General features: G+C 70.8%; 20 protein-coding genes, 1 pseudogene and 1 riboswitch. Of the genes and pseudogenes, 15 read left to right on the top strand and 6 right to left on the bottom strand.

Annotated elements, in window-relative coordinates; genetic code table 11:
• Nucleotides 1–50 precede the first annotated feature (50 nt).
• From ABT114_RS28295 to ABT114_RS28275, 5 genes are all read right to left on the bottom strand, one after another.
• Nucleotides 51–860 (bottom strand): NADPH-dependent FMN reductase, encoded by an 810-nt coding sequence (locus ABT114_RS28295; RefSeq protein WP_351145700.1) that lies wholly within the window; start codon nucleotides 858–860, stop codon nucleotides 51–53.
• A gap of 298 nt (nucleotides 861–1,158) precedes the next feature.
• A complete protein-coding gene (locus ABT114_RS28290; protein WP_351145699.1) occupies nucleotides 1,159–2,487 on the bottom strand; it encodes an NtaA/DmoA family FMN-dependent monooxygenase in 1,329 nt (442 codons plus the stop codon).
• Nucleotides 2,488–2,497: 10 nt separating this feature from the next.
• Entirely contained in the window at nucleotides 2,498–3,583 is a 1,086-nt protein-coding gene (locus ABT114_RS28285; protein WP_351145698.1) for an LLM class flavin-dependent oxidoreductase, read from the bottom strand.
• Complete coding sequence (locus ABT114_RS28280; RefSeq protein WP_351145697.1) at nucleotides 3,576–4,910, bottom strand: MFS transporter; 1,335 nt, start codon at nucleotides 4,908–4,910, stop codon at nucleotides 3,576–3,578. The genes ABT114_RS28285 and ABT114_RS28280 overlap by 8 nt, the downstream gene beginning before the upstream one ends.
• Nucleotides 4,911–5,104: 194 nt before the next feature.
• On the bottom strand, nucleotides 5,105–5,347 hold the full coding sequence (locus ABT114_RS28275; protein ID WP_351145696.1) for a hypothetical protein: 243 nt from the start codon (nucleotides 5,345–5,347) through the stop codon (nucleotides 5,105–5,107).
• Nucleotides 5,327–5,439, top strand: a riboswitch (SAM riboswitch). (Overlaps the previous gene by 21 nt.)
• 19 nt (nucleotides 5,440–5,458) lie before the next feature.
• Between ABT114_RS28275 and ABT114_RS28270 the strand changes: the two genes are divergently transcribed.
• From ABT114_RS28270 to ABT114_RS28235, 8 genes and pseudogenes are all read left to right on the top strand, one after another.
• Nucleotides 5,459–5,590: a putative leader peptide gene (locus tag ABT114_RS28270; protein ID WP_351145695.1), complete on the top strand. Its 132-nt coding sequence runs from the start codon at nucleotides 5,459–5,461 to the stop codon at nucleotides 5,588–5,590.
• 215 nt (nucleotides 5,591–5,805) lie between these two features.
• A complete protein-coding gene (locus tag ABT114_RS28265; protein ID WP_351145694.1) occupies nucleotides 5,806–7,425 on the top strand; it encodes an ABC transporter substrate-binding protein in 1,620 nt (539 codons plus the stop codon).
• 3 nt (nucleotides 7,426–7,428) lie between these two features.
• Nucleotides 7,429–8,388: an ABC transporter permease gene (locus ABT114_RS28260; RefSeq protein WP_351145693.1), complete on the top strand. Its 960-nt coding sequence runs from the start codon at nucleotides 7,429–7,431 to the stop codon at nucleotides 8,386–8,388.
• Nucleotides 8,385–9,308 carry an ABC transporter permease gene (locus ABT114_RS28255; protein ID WP_351145692.1) on the top strand — a complete coding sequence of 308 codons (924 nt, stop codon included), beginning with the start codon at nucleotides 8,385–8,387 and terminating at the stop codon, nucleotides 9,306–9,308. Before ABT114_RS28260 ends, ABT114_RS28255 begins: the two co-directional genes overlap by 4 nt.
• Nucleotides 9,305–10,993, top strand: coding sequence for a dipeptide ABC transporter ATP-binding protein (locus ABT114_RS28250; RefSeq protein WP_351145691.1), 1,689 nt, complete (start codon nucleotides 9,305–9,307; stop codon nucleotides 10,991–10,993). The genes ABT114_RS28255 and ABT114_RS28250 overlap by 4 nt, the downstream gene beginning before the upstream one ends.
• Nucleotides 10,990–12,030 (top strand): LLM class flavin-dependent oxidoreductase, encoded by a 1,041-nt coding sequence (locus ABT114_RS28245; RefSeq protein WP_351145690.1) that lies wholly within the window; start codon nucleotides 10,990–10,992, stop codon nucleotides 12,028–12,030. The genes ABT114_RS28250 and ABT114_RS28245 overlap by 4 nt, the downstream gene beginning before the upstream one ends.
• Complete coding sequence (locus ABT114_RS28240; RefSeq protein ID WP_351145689.1) at nucleotides 12,027–12,149, top strand: hypothetical protein; 123 nt, start codon at nucleotides 12,027–12,029, stop codon at nucleotides 12,147–12,149. Before ABT114_RS28245 ends, ABT114_RS28240 begins: the two co-directional genes overlap by 4 nt.
• Nucleotides 12,128–12,448: pseudogene (locus tag ABT114_RS28235) on the top strand (beta-class carbonic anhydrase); the annotation flags it as partial. The gene ABT114_RS28240 and the pseudogene ABT114_RS28235, both read left to right, overlap by 22 nt.
• A 42-nt stretch (nucleotides 12,449–12,490) precedes the next feature.
• Here ABT114_RS28235 and ABT114_RS28230 read toward each other — a convergent pair.
• Nucleotides 12,491–12,997: a cupin domain-containing protein gene (locus tag ABT114_RS28230; RefSeq protein WP_351145688.1), complete on the bottom strand. Its 507-nt coding sequence runs from the start codon at nucleotides 12,995–12,997 to the stop codon at nucleotides 12,491–12,493.
• Nucleotides 12,998–13,135: 138 nt separating this feature from the next.
• Between ABT114_RS28230 and ABT114_RS28225 the strand changes: the two genes are divergently transcribed.
• The 7 genes from ABT114_RS28225 to ABT114_RS28195 all read left to right on the top strand — a co-directional run bounded on the left by ABT114_RS28225 (nucleotide 13,136) and on the right by ABT114_RS28195 (nucleotide 20,210).
• Nucleotides 13,136–13,570: an RrF2 family transcriptional regulator gene (locus tag ABT114_RS28225; protein WP_351145687.1), complete on the top strand. Its 435-nt coding sequence runs from the start codon at nucleotides 13,136–13,138 to the stop codon at nucleotides 13,568–13,570.
• Nucleotides 13,567–14,487: a DsbA family oxidoreductase gene (locus tag ABT114_RS28220; protein ID WP_351145686.1), complete on the top strand. Its 921-nt coding sequence runs from the start codon at nucleotides 13,567–13,569 to the stop codon at nucleotides 14,485–14,487. Before ABT114_RS28225 ends, ABT114_RS28220 begins: the two co-directional genes overlap by 4 nt.
• Nucleotides 14,488–14,965: 478 nt before the next feature.
• Nucleotides 14,966–16,534: an ABC transporter substrate-binding protein gene (locus tag ABT114_RS28215; RefSeq protein ID WP_351145685.1), complete on the top strand. Its 1,569-nt coding sequence runs from the start codon at nucleotides 14,966–14,968 to the stop codon at nucleotides 16,532–16,534.
• 33 nt (nucleotides 16,535–16,567) lie between these two features.
• On the top strand, nucleotides 16,568–17,596 hold the full coding sequence (locus ABT114_RS28210) for an ABC transporter permease (protein ID WP_351145684.1): 1,029 nt from the start codon (nucleotides 16,568–16,570) through the stop codon (nucleotides 17,594–17,596).
• Between the two features lie 3 nt (nucleotides 17,597–17,599).
• Nucleotides 17,600–18,487 carry an ABC transporter permease gene (locus ABT114_RS28205; protein ID WP_351145683.1) on the top strand — a complete coding sequence of 296 codons (888 nt, stop codon included), beginning with the start codon at nucleotides 17,600–17,602 and terminating at the stop codon, nucleotides 18,485–18,487.
• The gene (locus ABT114_RS28200) at nucleotides 18,487–19,365 is read left to right on the top strand and encodes an ABC transporter ATP-binding protein (protein ID WP_351145682.1); all 879 of its coding nucleotides are present in this window, start codon (nucleotides 18,487–18,489) and stop codon (nucleotides 19,363–19,365) included. The genes ABT114_RS28205 and ABT114_RS28200 overlap by 1 nt, the downstream gene beginning before the upstream one ends.
• Nucleotides 19,362–20,210: an ABC transporter ATP-binding protein gene (locus tag ABT114_RS28195; RefSeq protein ID WP_351145681.1), complete on the top strand. Its 849-nt coding sequence runs from the start codon at nucleotides 19,362–19,364 to the stop codon at nucleotides 20,208–20,210. The genes ABT114_RS28200 and ABT114_RS28195 overlap by 4 nt, the downstream gene beginning before the upstream one ends.
• Nucleotides 20,211–20,232 lie beyond the last annotated feature (22 nt).

Here is a 20,232-nt window from a genome sequence, read left to right as displayed (position 1 = left end):
GGTCGCTCACGGAACGTGCTCTCGACCCGATCAAGGCCGCGCGGCCAGGTTCAGCCTTCGGCCCGTTGGGTGATGGGGGCCTCTGTGCGATCCCCCAGGAACTCGTACCACCGGCGCTCCAGGCAGACGTATCGGGTGTCCGCTTCGACGAGGCTCAGGAAGGCCGCCACGGTTTCGGCGAGACGTTGCTGCAGCCCGGGGTCGGCAAGCGTCCCGTCCTCGGCGAAGGCCTCGTAGCAATTGGCAAGGCTGAACATGTCCGGATAGACGCGGGTGCCCAGGTGCTCCAGGGGAACCCTCAGCGTCCACAGCCCTCGGTTGCCGCCGACCATGGACGGCGAGGCGGAGACAAGCATCGCGTGCTTGGTCTTGAACGGCTGCGGCCGGACACGCGAGACCCAGTCGATCGCGTTCTTCAGCACCCCCGGCACGGAGCCGTTGTACTCGGGGGAGGAGATCACGAAGGCGTCGCACTGCTCCAGCCGCTCCCGCAGCGCGAGCGCGCCGTTCGGCAGCCCGTCGGCGGTCTCCACGTCGCCGTCGTACAGAGGCATGTCGAACTCGTGCATGGTGGCGAGGTCGACGGTGGCACCGGTGTCGGCGATCAGCCGGCTCACGAGAGAGGCGAGACGGGCGTTGCTTGAATCGGCCCGTAGCGCGGCGCCGAAGGCAAGCACCCGCAGTGGGCCGGGGGCGGCGGCATCCCTGGGCATGGGCACGTCCTTCCGTCGTACGGACTCGCGCCCTTGGGTAGGGCGCCACGCGATCAGTGTGGTCCCGGCAAGGTTGACGCGCGACAGGAGCCAGGCCTTTCCGACCAGCGCCCTTCGCCGGTCGGCGGCGTCTGGGGTCGTCGTCATGGCGGGCAACGTCAGCCAAACGTCCGGATGACGATCAATCCGTTTCTGCACTACAGCGCGTGATCACCCCGTACCAAGATCCACTTTCGATGCACGCCCTGGTCGATCCGGCTGCGTCCGCTGCCGCATGGCTTTCCACCGCGCCGGGAGGGGGCATACGCAATCTTCAGGACGGTCCCGTGGAGTGGACCAGGATCCGCCGCAGGGTGTGCACGGACCGTGTTTGCGGGGCCCGGCCATGACGTGGACGTCCTCCGGGACCCGAGTGGTGACCGCCGACCGGCGGTTTGCCGTTCGCTCAGTCGCCCTGCGGGGCGGCGAGCGGTGGCAGATCCAGGTGGTCGCGCAGGGTGCTGCCCCGGTACTCGGTGCGGTAGACGCCTCGGTTCTGGAGTTCCGGTACGAGCTTGTCGACGATGTCGGTGACCGACGACGGGAGCAGGTGGGGCACGATGTTGAATCCGTCGACGGCGCGGGTGGTGACGTAGCGGGTCCACTCGTCGGCGACGGCCGACGGCGTGCCGACGAACGCCGGGTGGCCCGGTGCCACCTCCAGCACCAACTGTCGTATCGACAGGCCGCGTTCGGTCGCCAGCTCGCGCCACTTGCGGATCAGGGCCGCTTTGCCGGTGCGGTGCGCGATCGCGATCGTGCCGCGTGAGGGGTCGAGTTCGTCCTCGCTGGGCTCGATGTCGGGCAGTGGTCCGTCCGGGTCGTAGGCGGACAGATCGGTGCCCCAGTACTGCTCCAGGAAGGCGATCGCCCGCGGCCCGTTGATCTGCTCGCCGCGCACCCAGCGGGCCTTCTCCTCCGCCTCCGCCGGGGTGTCGCCGAGGACGACGCTCGCGCCCGGCAGGATCCGCAGCGAGTCCGGGGACCGGCCGTGCCGGGCCAGCCGGTCGCGCAGGTCAGCCGCGTAGGCGACGGCCTTGCCGTACTCGGTGTTGGCGGAGAAGACGACGTCGGCGTGGCGGGCGGCGAGTTCGCGGCCGCCGTCGGAGTCTCCCGCCTGGAAGAGCACCGGCCTGCCCTGTGGGCTCACCGGTACGGTGGCGGTGGCCCGCAGCCGGACCAGGTCGGTGTCCCTCTCGACCAGGCGGGCAGGGCCCCGGCCGTCCCAGGACGACCACAGTTCCTTGGCCGTGTCGACGAACTGTCCCGCGCGGTCGTAACGGCGTTCGTGCTCCAGCCAGCCTCCCTGCCGGAAGTTGGCTCCGGTCCAGGCGTTGTCGGTGGTGACGATGTTCCATCCGGCCCGGCCTGCGGACAGCAGGTCGAGGCTTGCCAGGCGGCGCGCGAGATCGGCCGGGTAGTTGTAGGTGGTGTTCTGGGTGGCCACCAGGCCGATCCGCTCGGTGACGGCGGCCAGCGCGGACAGTTGGGTGATGGCGTCGGGGCGGCCGGCCACGTCGAGGTCGAAGATCCTTCCCCGGTTCTCGCGCACCCGCAGTCCCTCGCCGAGGAAGAAGGCGTCGAAGAGTCCCCGCTCCAACGTTTGCACGACGTCGACGAAGGTCTCGATCGCGGTGTGCGAGGGGGCGTCGGGGTCGGTCCAGATCAGCTGGGGTCCCACGCCCGTGAAGAAGAGGCCGAGGTGGAGCTGGGGACGGGAGGAGGGTTCGGTCATGTCGGTCACCTCAGGCGTTCGTGGTCGCGGCGGCGAATCGGTTGGCGGGGCGGGGCAGGCCGAGCGTGTTGCGCAGCGTGTCGCCGGGACGGGGCGGGTGGTGGAGTCCGGCGGCGGCCAGGGCGGGCAGCACCCGGTCGGCCAGGACGGGCAGGTCGTCGGCGAGGACGGCAGGGTGCAGCCGTACGCCGTCGACGGACCGGGCGAGTTCGGTGAGGAGTTCGGTCAGCGCTTCCGGGGAGCCGGTGTGGCGCAGCCGTCCGGTCTCGGGCCACGCGGCCGCGCCGTTCAGCTCGGCCAGCCGGTCGGCGGCCGGGACGGCGGTGTCGAGCACCACCTCCACCTCGGCGAAGACCAGGGGTGCGCCGCCCTCCCGGGCGGTGGCCGTGCGGGAGGCGATTTCGGCGATCGTGGGGCGGGCCACCAGGACCACGTCGGCGCGTTCGTCGATCTCCAGCGCGTCCGGGGCGAGGACGACGATCTGCCCCTGTGGCGGGCGGGGCGTGATCAGGGGACCCTTGACGGTGAAGGAGGCGCCTTCGAAGTCGATGTGGTGCACGCGGTCCGGGTCCAGGAAGCGGCCGGTGGCGACGTCCTTGATGATCGCGTCGTCCTCCCAGGAGTCCCACAGGGCGCGGGCGGTGTCGACGACGTCCGCGATCTCCCGGTGCAGGGCGTCGGCGGGGAGCAGGGATCGTCCGACGGTGGCGAGGTCGTCCGCGCCGGCCGCCGCTCCCACCAGCCAGGCTGCCCGGCCGTGCGATGCGTGGTCGAGGCCCGCCAGTTGGGTGGCGAGGTGGAAGGGCTCGGTGGTCGTGACGTGCAGCGTGGGCGCGAGCCCGATGCGGTCGGTGAGGCTCGAGACGTACGCCGCGCGGGTTCCGGCCTCCATACGGCCGACGGGCTCCGGGCCGGTGCCGGGCGGCCGCGGCGTGTCGGCGAAGGTGACGAGGGCGAAGCCGGCGTGCTCGGCGGCGACGGCCGCCTCCCGCACCGCCTGCGGGGTCGGGGCCGCTTGGGCGGCGGGGTGGGCACCGCCCCCGTCGGCCTCCAGGGCGAGGTGCAGACCGGGCAGCCCGGTGTGGCGGTCAGTCATGGGGAGTTCCTCCGGTGGACGGTTCGGATTCAGGTGTGCGGTCAGGAGCAGTGGGGCGACCGGTCGCCACGGACCGGGAGATCGGCGGCGCGGCCGGGGCGGGCGCCGAGGGGGACGCCCGTGCCAGCCACAGCGCCACGCCGACCGCCGCCAGGACGGCGGTCGCGGCGCCCGTGGCCAGTCCCCAGCGCACCCCCGCGTGCTGGGAGATCCAGCCGATGACGGGGGCGCCGACCGGGCTGCCGCCCATGGAGATCACTGTGTAGACCGCCATGACCCGGCCGCGCATGGCGTCGCTGACCTCCGACTGGACGAAGGCGCTCACCGCCGTGTTCAGCGTCATCAGCGTGAAACCGGCGGGCAGCAACAAGGCGAGGAAGGCGGGGTACGTGGGCATGACTGCCGCCAGTGCCTCGAAACCGCCGAACAGCAACGCGCCGACCACGACGGTCCGCACCCGGGGCGAGATACCGCGCGTGGCGGCGATAGTGCCGGCGACGGTGCCGATGGCCAGGGCCGTGTTCATGATGCCGAGCCCCCGGGAGCCGACGTCGAAGACCCGGCCGGCGAACAGGGTCAGCGTGGTCGGGAAGTTGACCGCGAAGGTGGCGACCAGGCCGAAGATCGTGAACACGCCGACGAGTTCGGGCCGCGCGGCCACATAGCGCAGCCCCTCCGCCCCCGCTCCCGTCCACGGGGGCCGGGAGACGGCGTGTGTCTCCGGCGCCCGTGGGCGGATCGACAGCAGACCCGCGAGGACGACGGTGAAGGACACGGCGTTGAGAGCGAACACCCACCCGGTACCGATCGCCCCGATCAGCACACCGGCGATCGCCGGGCCGATCAGGCGGGCGGCGTTCAGGGACAGGATGTTCAGGCCCGCCGCCTTCGGGATCAGTGCCCGGCCGACCAGTTCGGTGACGAAGGACAGGCGAGCGGGGTTCTCCACCGTGAACACGCAGCCCAGGGCGAAGGACAGGACGTACAGAAGCCACAGCGGGGCATGGCCGCAGAGCACCATCACCGTCAGAAGCAGGGCCTGCACGGCGTACAGCGTCTGGGTCCACAGCAGCAGGGTCCGCCGGTCGTACCGGTCGGCTATGACCCCGCCCCACAGACCGAACAGCAGCACTGGGGCGAACTGAAGGCCCACGACCCAGCCGAGCGCGGTCCCGCTGTGGGTGAGCGTCAGGACGTACCAGTCCAGCGCGACCCCCTGCATGGCGCTACCGACGTTGGACACCAGTCCCGTGCTCCAGTAGATCCGGTAGTCACGGACCCGCAGCGCGGCGAACACCCCTGCCGGGGCGGTGCTGTTGACGGCCATGCGTCTCTTTCCGATGGGTCGGCCAGGTGGTGCGCGCGACGGACGCGTCGCAGCGAGAGCCCCGGGGCGGCCGGGGCGGGCGTGAGAAGGGCCGCACGACATGTTCGCCGCGGAGGCGGCCGGCGATGCCGGTCCGGATCCGCGCGAAGGCACGGCGGTGCACGGGCGCAGAAAGGACTGAAGGGAGCGAGTGGTCAGCGACAGGTCTGGTCGAACTGATCGGCGCGGCGGCCCACCCAGAAGGGATCGAGCAGCACGGTGCGTGCCTGACCTGCGGTCTCCATGGCCGGATCAAAGCACACGGCGCGAGGAGCGTCCACCACGCGTCCCGGCACGTGAGACGGCCCCGCCTTCTCGAACAGGGCGCCCGATTCCGGCATTGACGTACGACGAGACCGCTCCGTAGCATCGCGACCGGCATTGAGTGTCAGCGTCAAGCCCTGGCTCGCTGACCGGCAACCCTCCCACGCGGTGGGGTGCTCCAGGTGAAAGCCCGGCGGGATCACGACGATTCCCGCAAGCGCGTGGCCCCGGGACCGGGGCCGGAGATGGGGAGGACCGGCATGCGGCACTGTGGTGGCCCAGCTGTCTCCTCCGCCGACGCCACGGCGTTCTCCCGGCTCTCGCGCCGACGCCACATCGATCTGAAGCGCTCGACCAGCTGCCTCTGTCAGGCCTGACGAGCTCGGCCGACGTCGGCTGACGTCCGCTACCCAGCCACGGCTCCTTCCTCCCTTTCCCCTTGCCACCGCTCTCGGTGTCATCCCCCCTGACCCCTGTCTGTACAGCGCTCCCCCGCTGCCGGTGCCGATCCGGCCGGGCCCGCACGCCCATGCACGGCCGTGCCTCGCACGGCACCCCGTGCCTGGTGAACACGAGTAGGAGAAACCCCTCCGTGACAGCACTCCCGGATTTCAGACTCTCCCGATGGGCGCCCCTGGCCGCCCTGCTGACCACCAGTGTTCTGCTGACCGCCTGCGGGTCGGGCGGTGACGACTCCGGCAGCGGAAGCGGCCAGGCGAAGTCCGGCGGCACCTTGACCTTCGCGGTGGGTTCCGACGCCGGCTGCGTGGACCCACAACAGTCCGGCAGCAACGAAAGCATCTACTCGGTGCGCCAGACCGTGGACTCCCTGACCGACCAGGACCCCGAGACCGGCAAGATCGTGCCGTGGCTGGCCAAGAGCTGGGACATCGACTCCGAGGCGACGACGTTCACCTTCCATCTGCGGTCGGGTGTCACCTTCAGCGACGGGTCCGAGCTGACCGCACAGGTGGTCAAGGACAACTTCGACGCGGTGCCCAAGCTCGGCGCCCTGGGGACCCTCGCCCAGGGCTATCTGAGCGGCGTCAAGAGCACCACCGTGGTGGACCCGCTCACCGTCAAGGTGACCTTCAAGGTGCCCAACGCCCAGTTTCTCCAGGCGACTTCGACCCATACGCTGGGCATCGAGTCGTCGGCGAGCGTGAAGAAGACCCCGCAGCAGAAGTGCAGCGACGGCGTGATCGGATCCGGGCCGTTCGTGCTGAAGCAGTATGTGCAGAACCAGTCGATCACCCTGGTCAAGCGCACCGGCTACGGCTGGGGCTCCTCGCTGTGGTCCCAGAAGGGCGAGGCCTACCTGGACAAGCTGGTGTTCAAGGTCGTGCCCGAGGCCGGTGTCCGGGCCGGCAGTCTCCAGTCCGGACAGGTGGACGCGATCAGCAGCGTCGGCAAGGCCAACGAGGCCGCGCTCAAGGGCGGCCAGGTCACTCTCCAGCGCCGGGCCAACCCCGGCGTGGTGTTCGGCCTGGGGCTCAACAACTCCCGGCCTGCCCTGAAGGACACGAAGGTGCGCCAGGCGATCCTGTCCGCCATCGACCGGCAGCAGATCGCCGACACCGTGTTCCCGACCGGCACCCAGCCGGCGACCAGCGTCCTGGCGCACACCACACCCGACTACACCAACCTCGCCTCAGACCTCGCCTTCGACGCGGCCAGGGCGAAGTCCCTGCTGGACGCGGCCGGTTGGAAGGCGGGCAGCGACGGCATCCGCACCAAGGACGGCAAGAAGCTGAGCCTGACCATCACCTGGTTCCCCAACTCCGCCACCAACCAGCCCGCACTGGAGCTGGTCCAGCAGCAGCTGAAGGCCGTCGGGGTCGACGTGGTGCTCAAGCAGCTCCAGGTCAGCCAGTTCTCCACCACGCTCCAGTCGGGTGACTTCGACGTGGTGTGGGGCAACGTGACCCGCTCCGACCCCGACATCCTGCGCAGCTCCTTCTCCACCCAGCTGGCCAACCTCTACCACCTGTCTGCCAGTTCACTGGACACGGCGCTGTCCGCGCAGGCCGCGACCACGGACACCGCGAAGCGCAAGCAGCTGGTGGGCGAGGCACAGAAGCTGCTCGTGCAGAACGCGTACTACGCGCCGGTGGTGGAGCTCCAGACCCAGCTGGGCGTGTCGAAGAAGGTGCACGACCTCGACTTCGACTCGGGCAGCCGGATCCAGCTGCACGACACCTGGATCGGCTAGCGCATGCGTCGCTATGTGTTCAAGCGGCTGGCGCAGGCGGTCGGGGTGCTGTGGGCGGCCTACACGGTGTCGTTCCTGGTACTGGACTTCCTGCCCGGTGACCCGGTGACCGCGATGGCCGGTGCCGGGATGGACTCGGGGCAGGTCGATCCGGCCCAACTCGCCGCGCTGCGGCACGAGTACGGCTTCGACAAGCCGGTGCTGGTGCAGTACGCCGAGTATCTCGGCCGGGCGGTGCGCGGCAACTTCGGCGACGCGGTCTCCACCGGCCGCCCGGTGACCTCCACCCTGGCCGACGCGCTGCCGCAGACAATCCAGTTGACCGGTGCCGCGCTGCTGCTCGCGGTGGTGCTCGGCGGCGGTCTCGCGGTGGTGGCGACGTACACCGGTCAGCGGTGGCTGCGGCAGCTGCTGCTGTCGCTGCCCCCGCTCGGGGTGTCGGTCCCGACGTTCTGGGTGGGGCTGCTGCTCGTCGAGGCGTTCTCCTTCCGGCTGCGCTGGTTCCCGGCATTCGGCAACGACGGGCTGCGAGGCCTGGTACTGCCGGCCCTGACGTTGGCGATCCCGACCGGCGCTCAGGTCGCGCAGGTACTGGCCAAGAGCCTGCTCACCGCCCTGGACCAAGCCTATGTGGAGACCGCGCGCGCCAAGGGCGCCGGCCGGTGGCGGGTGCATCTGCGGCACGCGCTGCGCAACGCGTCACTGCCCGCGCTGACGGTCGTCGGCCTGCTGGTCGGGCAGCTGATCGCCGGTTCGGTGGTCGTCGAGACGGTCTTCTCCCGCGACGGCCTGGGCCGGGTGACCGCGGCGGCGGTCACCTCCCAGGACATCCCGCTGGTCCAGGGGGTGGTGGTGTTCGGGGCGCTGATCTTCGTGGCGACGAACCTGGTCGTCGACCTCGTCTATCCCCTGCTGGACCCGCGGATCGTGGTGGCCTCGGACAGGAGGGCGAGCTTCGCATGAGTCAGAGCCTTGTCGACGATCAGGCCGAGGCCGCCCTCGGCCTCGCCCGGCCGGTCGAGGCGGGATCCCCTGCGCAACCGAGCCGCCGTGCCGACGTACGGCAGGTGCTGCGGTTCCTGCTGCGCCGCCCCGGTCTGCTGCTGTCGGCCGCCGTCCTCGCGCTGGTGGTCCTGGCCTCGTTCTGGCCTGATCTGCTCACCTCACAGGACCCGCTGAAGGGGGTGCCGTCCCAGAACTTCCGCGGCCCGAGCGGCAGTCACTGGTTCGGCACGGACGAACTGGGACGCGACGTGTTCTCCCGCGTGGTCCACGGCGCCCAACTGTCCCTCAAGGCCACACTGATCGCGGTCCTGGTCGCGTTCGTGGTCGGCGGTCTGCTCGGCGTGGTCGCCGGGTTCGTGGGCCGCTGGGTGGACGACGTGCTGATGCGCTTCATCGACGTCCTCCTCTCCATCCCCGCGCTGTTTTTGTCGCTGGCCCTCGTCACCGCGCTCGGGTACGGGACGGTGAAGGTGGCGGTCGCGGTCGGCATCGCCAGCGTCGCCTCCTTCGCCCGGGTGGCGCGCGCCGAGGTCCTGCGGGTACGGCAGGCGGTGTTCGTCGAGGCGTCCCGCTCCTGCGGTGCCCGCTGGTACTCGGTGCTGGGACGGCACGTCCTGCCCAACGCCGCCGGCCCGGTGATCGTCCTGGCCACACTGGACTTCGGCGCCTCGATCCTGGCCGTGTCGGCGCTGAGCTTCCTCGGCTACGGCGCGCCGCCGCCGGCCCCCGAATGGGGGACGTTGATCTCCGACGGCCGCAACTACCTGGCCAACGCCTGGTGGTTGACCGCGCTGCCCGGCCTGGCGATCGCCGCGACCGTACTGGCCACCAACCGCATCGCCAGGGCGCTGGACGGCGAATGGTCCCAGCAACGATGACCGACGAACGGGAGAACGGTGAGGACGTGACCACACCACTGCTGGAGATTCGCGGCCTGTCCGTGTCGTACCGCACCCGCAGCGGTCCGGTACCGGCGGTGCGGGGCGTGGACCTCGACGTATGGCCCGGGCAGGTGACCGCCGTGGTCGGCGAGTCCGGCTCCGGCAAGAGCACCACCGCGCACGCCGTCACCCGGCTGCTGGCGGCGAACGGCGCCGTCGACGCGGGTACGGTCCGCTTCGGCCGGCATGACCTCGCCACGCTGTCGGAGGCGGAGCTGCGCACCGTGCGCGGCGCGCAGATCGGGCTGGTCCCGCAGGATCCGACGGTCTCGCTCAACCCGGTCAAGCGGATCGGCGAGCAGGTCGCCGAGGTGCTGCGCATCCACGGTCTCGCGACCCGTCGTACGGCAGCTGCCGAGGCGGTCGCCGTGCTGGACCGGGCCGGGCTGCCCGACGCGGCCGTCCGCGCCCGGCAGTACCCGCACGAGTTGTCCGGCGGCATGCGGCAACGGGTACTGATCGCCATCGCCATCGCCGCGAAGCCCAGGCTGATCGTTGCCGACGAGCCGACCAGCGCGCTCGACGTCACTGTGCAGCGCGTCATCCTCGACCATCTCCAGCACCTCACCGAGGAGTCGGGCACCGCGATCCTGCTCGTGACCCATGACCTCGGGGTGGCCGCCGACCGGTCGCAGCGCCTGGTGGTCATGGAGCAGGGCAAGGTCGTCGAGGCGGGTGAGACCCGTGCCGTCCTGGCCGACCCCCGGCACGAGTACACCCGGCGGCTGCTGGCCAGCGCCCCGAGCCTGAACACGGCCCGGCCCCGTACCCCGGTCTCCGCCGTGCCGGCCGACGCGGCACCCCTGGTCGAAGTACGTAACCTGGTCAAGGAGTTCAGGCTGCCGCGCGCCGGGGGCGAGGCCCGCACCCTGCGAGCGGTCGACGACGTCAGCCTCACCCTGCGACGCGGGCAGACCCTCGCCCTGGTCGGGGAATCGGGCTCGGGCAAGTCCACCACCGCCCGCCTGGTGCTCCGCCTCACCGACGCGACCTCCGGACAGGTCCTCTTCGACGGCACCGACGTCACCGCCGCCAAGGGTGCCCAGGCCAGGCTGCTGCGCCGCCGCGCCCAGCTCGTCTACCAGAATCCGTACGCCTCGCTCGACCCGCGCTTCTCCATCGGCGAGGTGATCACCGAGCCGCTGCGGGCGTTCAAGGTCGGCGACCGCGCCTCCCGGCTCGCCCGTGCCCGCGAACTGCTCGACCGGGTCGCGCTGCCTGCCTCGACGCTGGAGCGCCGCCCGGCGGAGCTGTCGGGCGGACAGCGTCAGCGCGTGGCCATCGCCCGTGCCCTCGCCCTCTCACCCGACCTGGTGGTGTGCGACGAACCCGTCTCCGCGCTCGACGTGTCCGTCCAGGCCCAAGTCCTGGACCTGCTGGCCGAGTTGCAGGCGGCCACCGGCGTGGCGTACCTGTTCATCTCCCACGACCTGGCCGTCGTACGCCAGATCGCGCACCAGGTCGCCGTCATGCGGGCCGGACGTGTCGTCGAGACGGGTCCGCCCGAGGAACTGTTCACCGAACCCCGCCACGAGTACACCCGCGAACTGCTCGCGGCGATCCCCGGCGGCGATGTCCCCTCCCCCGTCGCGAAAACCACCACGAGCCGAGGACTGGCATGAGCACTCCCACCATCACCTCGCTGGCCTTCCTCACGCCAGGCAACTTCGCCGACGAGGACCCCTACCCGGGCCTGGAGGAAACCCTCCGCCTGTTCGAGCACGGCGAACAACTCGGCTACGACGGCGCCTGGATCAGACAGCGCCACCTCGAACACGGCGTCGGCTCGGCGGCCGTGTTCCTCGCCGCGGCCGGCCAGCGCACCGAGCGGATCGAGCTCGGTACCGCGGTCATCCCCATCGGCTACGAGAGCCCGTTCCGCCTGGCCGAGGACCTCGCGCTGGCCGACATACTGTCCCGGGGCCGGCTCCAGATCGGTTTCAGCACCGGGATGCCGCACGCCGACCTGCTCGGCGACCTGGTGTACGACGGGGACTGGCGCGGCTTCGACCTGTCGTACGGCAGGATCGCCCGGGTCGTCGAGAACCTGCGCGGCGACTACCTCGGCGCCCCGGACGCGGTCATACACTCGCCGGGCAACGTCCAGCGCCCCCGTCTGCAACCGCACAACCCCGGGCTGGCACGGCGGATCTGGTACGGCGGCGGGAGCCTGCGCTCGGTCCGCTGGGCCGCCGAGAACAGCCTCGGTCTGCTGTCCGGCAACATCGTCACCGGCGAGGGCACCGACGACTTCACCACGGCCCAGCTGAACCTGCTGTCCGAGTACCGGCGCACGCTGTCCGGGGACCGTCCGGCGCGCGTGGCCCTGGGCCGGGTGATCGTGCCGCTCGACAGCGCCGACGCGGCCACCCGGGCCCGCTATCGCGCCTACGCGGCAAGCCGCCACGAACGGACCCTCGCGCCCCAGGGCCTGAAGCGCACCCTGTTCGCCCCGGACGTCGTGGGGACCGCCGAGCAGATCCTGGAGCGGCTGACCACCGATCCTGTGGTCGCCGAGGTGTCCGAGCTGCGCCTGGAACTGCCGTACGAGTTCCACCGGGAGGAGTACGAGCAGATCCTGCACGACGTACGACACCTGATCGCACCCGAACTGGGCTGGCACCCCGCCTCCTCGGCGGTTCAGCAGGCGGCCCGATGAGTCCCCGTCCGGAGCCGGCCGTCCGGCTGGAGGTGCACACCCGCGAGCCGTTCGCCGAAGGCCACCGCTTCGCCGGCACCGGGGCGTACGAGGTGCCCGCAATGCGGGCGGCGTGGTGACCCAGGACGAGATCCGCTCGCTCGCCATCAGCCAACGGCTGCTCGGCACCGAGGAGATCATCCTCATCCACCACACCGACTGCGGCATGCTGACCTTCACCGACGACGGGTTCAAGGACACGGTCCAGAAGGACACCGGGATCCGTCCGCCCTGGGCGGCGGAGGCGTTTGCCGATCTGGACACCGACGTGCGGCAGTCGATCGCGCGCATCAAGGGGGACCCCTTCGTCGTGCACAAGGACGGCATCCGCGGCTTCGTCTTCGATGTGGCCACGGGCAGGCTCGACGAGGTCCGCTGACCGGACGCGGTCCGCCCGACGTCCGAGGCCGCGCGCGGCCGTTCAGTGTTCCTCGTGCCCCAGGACGTACAGGCGCGGAAGGTTGACGACGATCGCCTCCTGGGTGCTGCGGGCGATGACCACGACGGCCTCCTCGGTGGGATCCGGGTTCTCCTCGCGGTGCGGCACGAACGGGGGGACGAAGATGTAGTCGCCGGGAGAGGTGCGCAGCCGAATCTCCTGCGGAGTGCCGTCGGAGTCGTCGAGGAAGACGAACTCGGGGTGTCCGCTGACCACATGGATGGCGGTCTCGGACTCGCCGTGGTGATGGTCCGAGGAGGAGGTCGAAGGGGCGACGTGCGTCTGGCCCATCCACAGCTTCTCGGAACCGACCGTCTTTCCGCTGACGGCGGCGAACCTGCGCATGCCTCCGGTCTGGGCGGTGTCGCCGTCGAGTTCGTCGGCACGGATGTGGTGCAGCCGGGCGCGAAGGGGCGTCGTCGGGTGGCCGGCGCTGTCGCCGAGATGTGGATGGAAACCTTCGCCGGGGGTGGTCAGCGGCTCGCTCATGGGTCGGACGCTAAAGCGACCCGGAAAAGGATGTCAAGAGGTGTCCATTGCGCTTCACCTGCGGCAATGTTCCCGCAATGTAAGTGGGAGAAGGGTGGAAGCCCTGGCGGCGGCCCGCCCGTCGGGCATCATGTGGGCATGCATATCTCCGCGAAGGCGGACTACGCCGCGCGGGCCCTGTTGGAGCTCGCCCGCGAACCCGACCGCCCCCTGACCTGCGAGGCCATCGCCTCCTCGCAGCAGATCCCGTTCCGCTTCCTGAAGTCCGTGGTAGGCGAGCTGCGGAGGGCCGGTCTGGTGCGCAGCCAGCGCGGCTGCGAGGGCGGCTACTGGCTCGGCCGGCCCGCCGACGAGATCACCCTGCTGGATGTCGCGCGCGCCGTGGACGGTGAGTTGATCACGCTGCGGGGCGAGCCGCTGGACGGGCTCGACTACCCGGGTCCCGCCACCGGACTGCCCGGGGTGTGGCGCCGTATCGAGGCGGATGCCGCCGCCGTTCTGGGCGGGACCAAGCTGACCGCGCTGCTGCCCGAGAAGGTGGGCGAACCGCTGGACCGGAAGGGAGCCGCGTGACGGACGAAACGGGCCGCGCGCCGGTCGAGGTGGTGGAGTACACCGATCCGCTGTGCCCCTGGGCCTGGGGGTCGGAGCCCGTCTTCCGCGGGCTGCGTGCGGCACTCGCCGGCCGGGTCCACTGGCGACGCGTGTACTGCATCCTGTTCGACCACGACGACGACCCGGCACCCGATGCGGCCGCCGAGACCGCCTGGTACTCCCGCTACGTCGAGGACATCAGCGGGCACACCCACGCCCCCAGGGCGTTCAGGCTGAGCCGGGTGGCGGCGAGTTCATGGCCCGCCTCGCTGGTCGCCAAGGCCGCCGAACTGCAGGGCCCCGATGTGGCCGAGCGGGTACTGCGCCGACTGCGGGAGAGCGTCTTCGTCCTCGGTGAGCCTGCGGACACGCCCGCGCTCGCGTTGTCGGCGGCACGGGGGATACCGGGGCTGGACCACGAACGGCTGACGGCCGACGCGGCCTCGGCAGCCGTCCTCGAACGGGTGCGCGCCGACCACGCCGAGGCCCGTCGGCCGGTCCGCGAGGTGCTGTCCGTGCCGGACGGGTCCTCCCCGCATCCCGGCGCCGCCAAGGAGACCCCCGACGGCGGGCACCGGTACGCGCTGCCGACACTGCTCGTCCGTTCGCCCGCCGGTGTCCGCGCAATGCCCGGCTGGCGGCCCTACGAGGAATACACCTCGGCGGTCGACGGCCTGGAGCCGGGGCTGCCGGCGGCCCCGGTACGGCTGGATCCGGTCGAGGCGCTCGCGCGCTACCGGAGCCTCACCGAGCCTGAGCGCCGGCTGCTCACGGAGGGTCCATGGCCCCCGGCGGGCGCCGTGCGGGTGGAGACGGGCAACGGTCCCGTGTGGCTGCATTCCGAGGAGGCAGAGACGCACCCGGCCGTCGGGCGCAGCTCTCCTGCCGTGCCCTGACAGGGCTCTGATCAGCACTCAGAGGCCGTCCCACCGAATGAGACACCTTTTGGTGTCCATTGACAGCGGCTGACGGCTGACCCCAGGATGTGCAGCATGCTTACGACGCACCCCGGTGTGGTGTGCCGCTACGTGGACCTGCGGCGCACCTGCAGCGCCCTCTGTCGCTGACCGCCCGCCGCCCACGGCCCACAGGCGCCTGACCGCCGGCACCGGCCTCACGCCGCTTGGCCGCCCAGTGCTTGTCATGGCGCGCCCCTTCCTTCGCGCCTCGTCGCCTGCCTCCCTCTCACATCCCGGCTCTCCCCCGCGACTCCGCCGACTTCTCATGCCCTGAGATCGGCATGCCCCTGCGCGCACCGCAGCGCGTCGGCGTGCCCGTCCCGGCATGCGCCGACGTCCGATGCCGCGCCCACACCGCCCTCGTTCCCGAGCCCGCAGCCCTGACACGGCCGGAGCCCTCGAAGAAAGAATTGAGATGTTCGGACGACTCACGCCGCACCGCCCCAGACTGAACCTCCTCTCCCAGCACCGGGCCCGGCTGCGTGCAGCCGCCCTGGGGACCGCCCTCGCCACCGTGCTCGTCCCGGCACTCAGCGCCTGCGGCGGTGACACCGCGTCCGCGAGCGGCAACGCCGCCCTGAAGTGGACCTCCTCCTACTTCCCCACCCACTGGGACCCGGTGGTCGGCGGCAGCGGTGCCCAGTTCCGCGAACTCGCCCTGGTGTATGCCTCGTTGACCCGCACCGACGAGAACGGCAAGGCCGTGCCCGACCTGGCCAAGAGCTGGGAGTACAACGCGAAGGGCGACCAGATCACCTTCCATCTGCGCCCGGGCCTCAAGTTCAGCGACGGGGAGCCGCTCGACGCCGCCGCCGTGAAGGCGGCCATCGAACGCGCCAAGAACCAGAAGAACTCCGCACTCTTCGGTGACCTGACCTCCATCAAGTCGGTGGACGCCGAGGGACTCGACGCGGTCATCCATCTCAGCCAGGTCGACTACCAGATCCCCCAGCTTCTCGGGGAGCGCGTGCTGCAGATCGCCAGCCCGAAGGCGGCGAAGTCCCCGCAGAAGCTGGACCAGAACCCGGTCGGCGCGGGCCCGTTCGTCGTCACCCAGATCGTGCCGGGCACCAAGGCGGTCCTGAAGAAGAACCCGGACTACTGGGACGCCGAGAACATCCACATCGACAACGTCGAACTGACCTCGGCCCCCGACGCCTCCACGGTGGTCTCCGGCCTACAGACCGGCGTCTACAACTTCGCCGACATCGACCCCAGTCAGGCGGACGCCGCCAAGAAGGCCGGCCTGGACGTCTTCGTCCAGCCCGGGTTCAACGCCTCCAACATCAGCCTGAACATCAACAAGGCGCCGTTCGACAACGACAAGGTCGTCGACGCGGTCCGCTACGCCATCAACCGTCAGGAGTTCGTCGACAAGCTGACGTTCGGCTATGGCGAGGTGACCGACCAGCCCTTCCCCAAGGGATATGTGGCCTACGACCCCGAGTCCGCGAACGGCTACCCCTATGACCCGGCGAAGTCGAAGAAGCTCCTCGCCGAGGCGGGATACAAGTCCGGTGACATCAAGCTGAACCTGGTCATCCCGGCGGACGACCCCCAGGCGGAGATCGTCCAGTCGCAACTGGCGAAGGTCGGCATCACCGTCAACATCAAGATCGACAAGAACTGGGCGACGCCGTTCTTCGCCAAGGACCTGACGTTCTCGCTGTACAGCACCACGGGTCGGGACTCGGCGGTGCAGACCCTCACCGCGCACTTCGGCCCCAACGGCCCCCTCAACCTCAGCTCGCCCTACGAGCCCTCCGGCTTCGAGGCGGCCGTCGCCAAGGTCCGCCAGACCCCGCTGGACTCGCCCGACTACACGAAGGTTCTCCAGGCCGCGACCCGCGCCGGTCTGCAGAGCAAGGCGCTGGTGTTCACGTACTCCCAGCCCAACCTCATCGCCAAGAGCAAGTCCGTCTCCGACCTGCCGAAGAACCCGGCCCACATCGACTGGACCGGCGTGACCATCGGCGGCAACTGACCACCTTCGTCCACCACTGAGAGGGGGCACCCCATGACGACGACGGAAGCTCACGCCACACCCGACGTCCGTCGCACGGTCGCCGCGGCCAGGACGCGGCACACACTGGGCCGCGTTCTGGCCACCCTCGCCCGCTCGATCGCGATCTTCGTGCCCGTCTTCCTGGTCGCGACGTTCGTGACGTTCGCGCTGCGCTCGCTCAGCGGGCTCAGCCCGGCGCGGATCCAGCTGGGCGAGGAAGCGACACCCGAGGCGATCGCCAGGGTCGAGGCACAGTGGGGCCTGGACCGGCCCTTCCTGGTGCAGTACGGCGACTGGTTCAACGGCGTCCTGCACGGACAGCTCGGGGTGAGCTGGACCAACGGCGCCGACATCTCCACCCTGATCGGCCTCGGCCTCGGCGTGAGCCTGTCGGTGGCGACCTTCGCGCTGCTGATCGGCGTGGTCGTGGGCTTCGCCCTCGGCACGGTCGCGGCCCTGCGCCGCACGACCTGGATCGACCGCGCCATCACCGGCTTCGTCACGGCGATCTCGGTGATGCCGGCCTTCGTCGTGGGGATCGTGCTGGTCGCGGTCTTCGCCGTCCAACTGAAGCTGTTCCCCTCCGCCGGGTACATCCCGGCGGAGCAGGGACTGGGGCCGTGGCTCGCCCACATCACCCTGCCGGCCGTCGCGTTGAGCTTCGACGTCGTCGCCGACGTCGCCCGCCAACTGCGCTCCAGTCTCATCGCGGCCTACCGCGAGAACTACGTGACGGGCGCCGTCGTCAGGGGTCTCAGCCCACGCCGGGTCTTCTTCGGCCACGTGCTGCGCAACGGTCTCGGGCCGGCGCTCGCGACCCTCGGCCTGAAGTTCCCCTCCCTCGTCGGTGCCTCCGTCGTCACGGAGTGGATCTTCGGTCTCCAGGGGTTCGGCCGGTTCGCCAACGACTCCGCGCAGGCCGGCGACGTACCGGCCGTACAAGGCGTCCTCGTCGTGTCGATCGTGCTGGTCGTCGTGTTCAACCTGCTCGTCAACCTGGTGCTGGCGCGTGTGACGCCCGCATCGCAGCGGGGGGTGTGACCCATGGTGCGCCGTGTTCTGGCCCTGCCGTCCGGGCGGATCGCCGTGGCCGTTCTGGCCGTGATCGCCGTCCTCGCCGCGCTCGGCCCGCTGCTGGCTCCCCAGGATCCGCTGGCGACCAGTGACAACACCCTCGCCGCCGCTTCCGGCGCGCACTGGCTGGGGACCGACTACCTGGGCCGGGACGTGCTGAGCCGGCTCCTCGACGGTTCCCGTGTCAGCGTGCTCGGCTCACTGGAGGTCGCGCTCACCGCGCTGGTGGTCGGTGTGGTCCCCGGCATCCTGTCGGTCTACCTGGGCCGGGCCTTCGAATGGATCACCCTCAGGCTCGCCGACACCCTGGTCGCCCTCCCCTTCCTACTGTTCGCCGTCGCCGTCGTCGCGCTGCTCGGCAACGGCATCACCCAGGCGATGCTCGTCACCGGGGTGCTGGTCTCCCCGCTGTTCTACCGGGTCTCCCGCGCCGCCACGCTGGCCGTGGCCCGCTCCCAGTACGTGGAGGCCGCGCTCATCTCCGGCGCCTCACTCGGCTGGGTCGTGCGCCGCCACGTCTGGGTCAAGGTGCTGCCGCCCATCGCGGTCGCCCTCGCCCAGACCATAGGCGTCGGCTTCGTGATCGTGTCGAGCCTGACGTTCCTCGGCATCGGCGTGCAGCCACCCGCTCCCACCTGGGGCGGTCTGCTCGCCTCGGACCTCGGCTACCTCAGCCACCGCCCGTGGGCGCCGCTCACTCCGGCCCTGCTGATCGTGGTCACCGTCTGGGCCTGCAATCTCCTCGCAGACGCCATCCGCGACGTCTCCGGCGAGGCGGGCCGCGCACTGCTCAACAGCCGTAGGGCCCGCGCCAACCGGCTCGACAAGGCCGACCCCGCTCCCGCCGGAGGTGCGTGATGAGCACGCTGTCCGAGAAGCTCCAAGCGCCCGCCGAGGACACCGAAAAGCGGGCCCAGCCGTCGGCGCCCGTGCTGTCGGTGCGCGACGTGCACATCAGCGACCAGGTCGGCGGACGGGAGATCGTCCACGGGGTGAGCTTCGACCTCACCCCGGGCAGGACGGTCGGCATCGTCGGCGAGTCCGGCAGCGGAAAGACGCTCACCTGCCGGGCCGCCCTGGGCATCCTGCCCGCCCACTTCGAGGTCACCGGCGGCTCGATCGAGCTCGACGGCCACGACATCACCGGCTTCTCCCCCGCCGAGTGGACCTCCCTGCGCGGCTCGACGATCAGCGCGGTCTTCCAGGACCCGGCTTCCTACCTCAACCCCTCGATCCGCGTGGGCGCACAGGTCGCCGAGGTGATCCGGGTCAAGAAGAAGGTCAAGCGGCGCGAGGCACGCCGACGGACGATCGAGCTGCTGCGCGCCGTGCACCTGCGGGATCCGGAGCTGGTGTACGGCCAGTACACCTACGAGCTGTCAGGCGGCATGCTCCAGCGGGTGCTCATCGCCGCGGCGATCGCCGCCGACCCGCGCGTCCTGATCGCCGACGAAGCCACGACCGCGCTCGACGTCACTGTCCAGGCCGAGATCCTCGACCTGCTTGCCGACCTGCGCGAACGGACCGGTCTGGCCCTCGTCGTGGTCTCCCACGACCTGGCCGTCGTCGCCCAGCTGTGCGACGAGGTCCTCGTCCTGCGCCAGGGCGAGGTGGTCGAACAGGGCCCGACCCACGAGGTCCTCCACCATCCCCGCCACGAGTACACCCAGCTCCTGATCGCCGAGCACGAGCAGTACGGGCTGGACAGGTTTCTCGCCCCCAAGGAGGACGCGTGAGTATCGATCCGGCCCAGGAACCCGCCGCCCCGGTCCTGGCGGTCGAGGGGCTGGAGGTGCACTACGGACCGCGCCGCCGACGCCGCCGCGCCCTGCACGAGGTCTCCCTGAGCATCGCGCCGGGCGAGACGGTCGGCATCATCGGCGAGACAGGCTCGGGCAAGTCCACGCTCGCGCGTACCGTGCTCGGCCTCGTGCGCGCCTCCGCCGGCTCGATCGTCGTCGGCGGCGAGGAGGTCAGCGCGTACGGTCCCCGCCAGTGGCGCGCGCTGCGCCGCCGGGGCGTGATCCAGTACGTCTTCCAGGACCCCCTGCGCAGTCTCGACCCGGATGTCACCGTCGAGGACTCGTTGGCCGAACCGCTGCTCGTCCAGGGTGTGTCCCGCGCGGAGGCGGCCGGCCGGGTGCGGGCCTTCCTCTCCCGGGTCCGCCTCGCCGAGGACCTCCTCGACCGGCTGCCCGGCGAGCTCTCCGGCGGGCAGCGCCAACGCGTCGCGGTGGCAAGGGCCCTGGTCACCGAACCGCGCCTGGTCATCCTGGACGAGCCGGTCAGCGCCCTGGACTCCGCCAACCGCGTCCAGGTCCTGCAGATCCTCAAGGAACTCCGCGCCGACGGCGTGGCCCTCGTCTTCATCTCCCACGACCTCGGCTCCGTGGCCGGTGTCGCCGACCGCATCGCGGTGCTGTACCAGGGCGAACTGGTCGAGGTCGGCGCTGCCGGTGACGTCATCAGCACACCGCAACACCCCTACACACGCCTGCTCGTCAGGTCCGCTCCCACCCTGCACAGCGCGCCCGCCGGCCGGGCCGAACGCGAAGCGCTGCGTGCCCTGTTGCACGCCTGAGCCCACGACAGACAGGAACAGC

The sequence above is a fragment of the Streptomyces sp. NPDC002088 genome, from assembly GCF_040296605.1.
In the GTDB taxonomy this organism is placed as follows: domain Bacteria; phylum Actinomycetota; class Actinomycetes; order Streptomycetales; family Streptomycetaceae; genus Streptomyces.
Note: the sequence above shows the minus strand (reverse complement) of the source record. Positions and strands in the feature narration are given on the sequence as shown.

Excerpts from the sequence above, each read along its gene's own strand:
- ABT114_RS28245 (WP_351145690.1), top strand. The coding sequence starts at position 10,990 with ATGAGCACTCCCACCATCACCTCGCTGGCCTTCCTCACGCCAGGCAAC.
- ABT114_RS28290 (WP_351145699.1), bottom strand. The coding sequence starts at position 2,487 with ATGACCGAACCCTCCTCCCGTCCCCAGCTCCACCTCGGCCTCTTCTTC.
- ABT114_RS28255 (WP_351145692.1), top strand. The coding sequence starts at position 8,385 with ATGAGTCAGAGCCTTGTCGACGATCAGGCCGAGGCCGCCCTCGGCCTC.
- ABT114_RS28285 (WP_351145698.1), bottom strand. The coding sequence starts at position 3,583 with ATGACTGACCGCCACACCGGGCTGCCCGGTCTGCACCTCGCCCTGGAG.
- ABT114_RS28250 (WP_351145691.1), top strand. The coding sequence starts at position 9,305 with ATGACCGACGAACGGGAGAACGGTGAGGACGTGACCACACCACTGCTG.
- ABT114_RS28230 (WP_351145688.1), bottom strand. The coding sequence starts at position 12,997 with ATGAGCGAGCCGCTGACCACCCCCGGCGAAGGTTTCCATCCACATCTC.
- ABT114_RS28240 (WP_351145689.1), top strand. The coding sequence starts at position 12,027 with ATGAGTCCCCGTCCGGAGCCGGCCGTCCGGCTGGAGGTGCACACCCGC.
- ABT114_RS28270 (WP_351145695.1), top strand. The coding sequence starts at position 5,459 with ATGGGGAGGACCGGCATGCGGCACTGTGGTGGCCCAGCTGTCTCCTCC.
- ABT114_RS28205 (WP_351145683.1), top strand. The coding sequence starts at position 17,600 with ATGGTGCGCCGTGTTCTGGCCCTGCCGTCCGGGCGGATCGCCGTGGCC.
- ABT114_RS28295 (WP_351145700.1), bottom strand. The coding sequence starts at position 860 with ATGACGACGACCCCAGACGCCGCCGACCGGCGAAGGGCGCTGGTCGGA.
- ABT114_RS28260 (WP_351145693.1), top strand. The coding sequence starts at position 7,429 with ATGCGTCGCTATGTGTTCAAGCGGCTGGCGCAGGCGGTCGGGGTGCTG.
- ABT114_RS28210 (WP_351145684.1), top strand. The coding sequence starts at position 16,568 with ATGACGACGACGGAAGCTCACGCCACACCCGACGTCCGTCGCACGGTC.
- ABT114_RS28215 (WP_351145685.1), top strand. The coding sequence starts at position 14,966 with ATGTTCGGACGACTCACGCCGCACCGCCCCAGACTGAACCTCCTCTCC.
- ABT114_RS28280 (WP_351145697.1), bottom strand. The coding sequence starts at position 4,910 with ATGGCCGTCAACAGCACCGCCCCGGCAGGGGTGTTCGCCGCGCTGCGG.
- ABT114_RS28200 (WP_351145682.1), top strand. The coding sequence starts at position 18,487 with ATGAGCACGCTGTCCGAGAAGCTCCAAGCGCCCGCCGAGGACACCGAA.
- ABT114_RS28225 (WP_351145687.1), top strand. The coding sequence starts at position 13,136 with ATGCATATCTCCGCGAAGGCGGACTACGCCGCGCGGGCCCTGTTGGAG.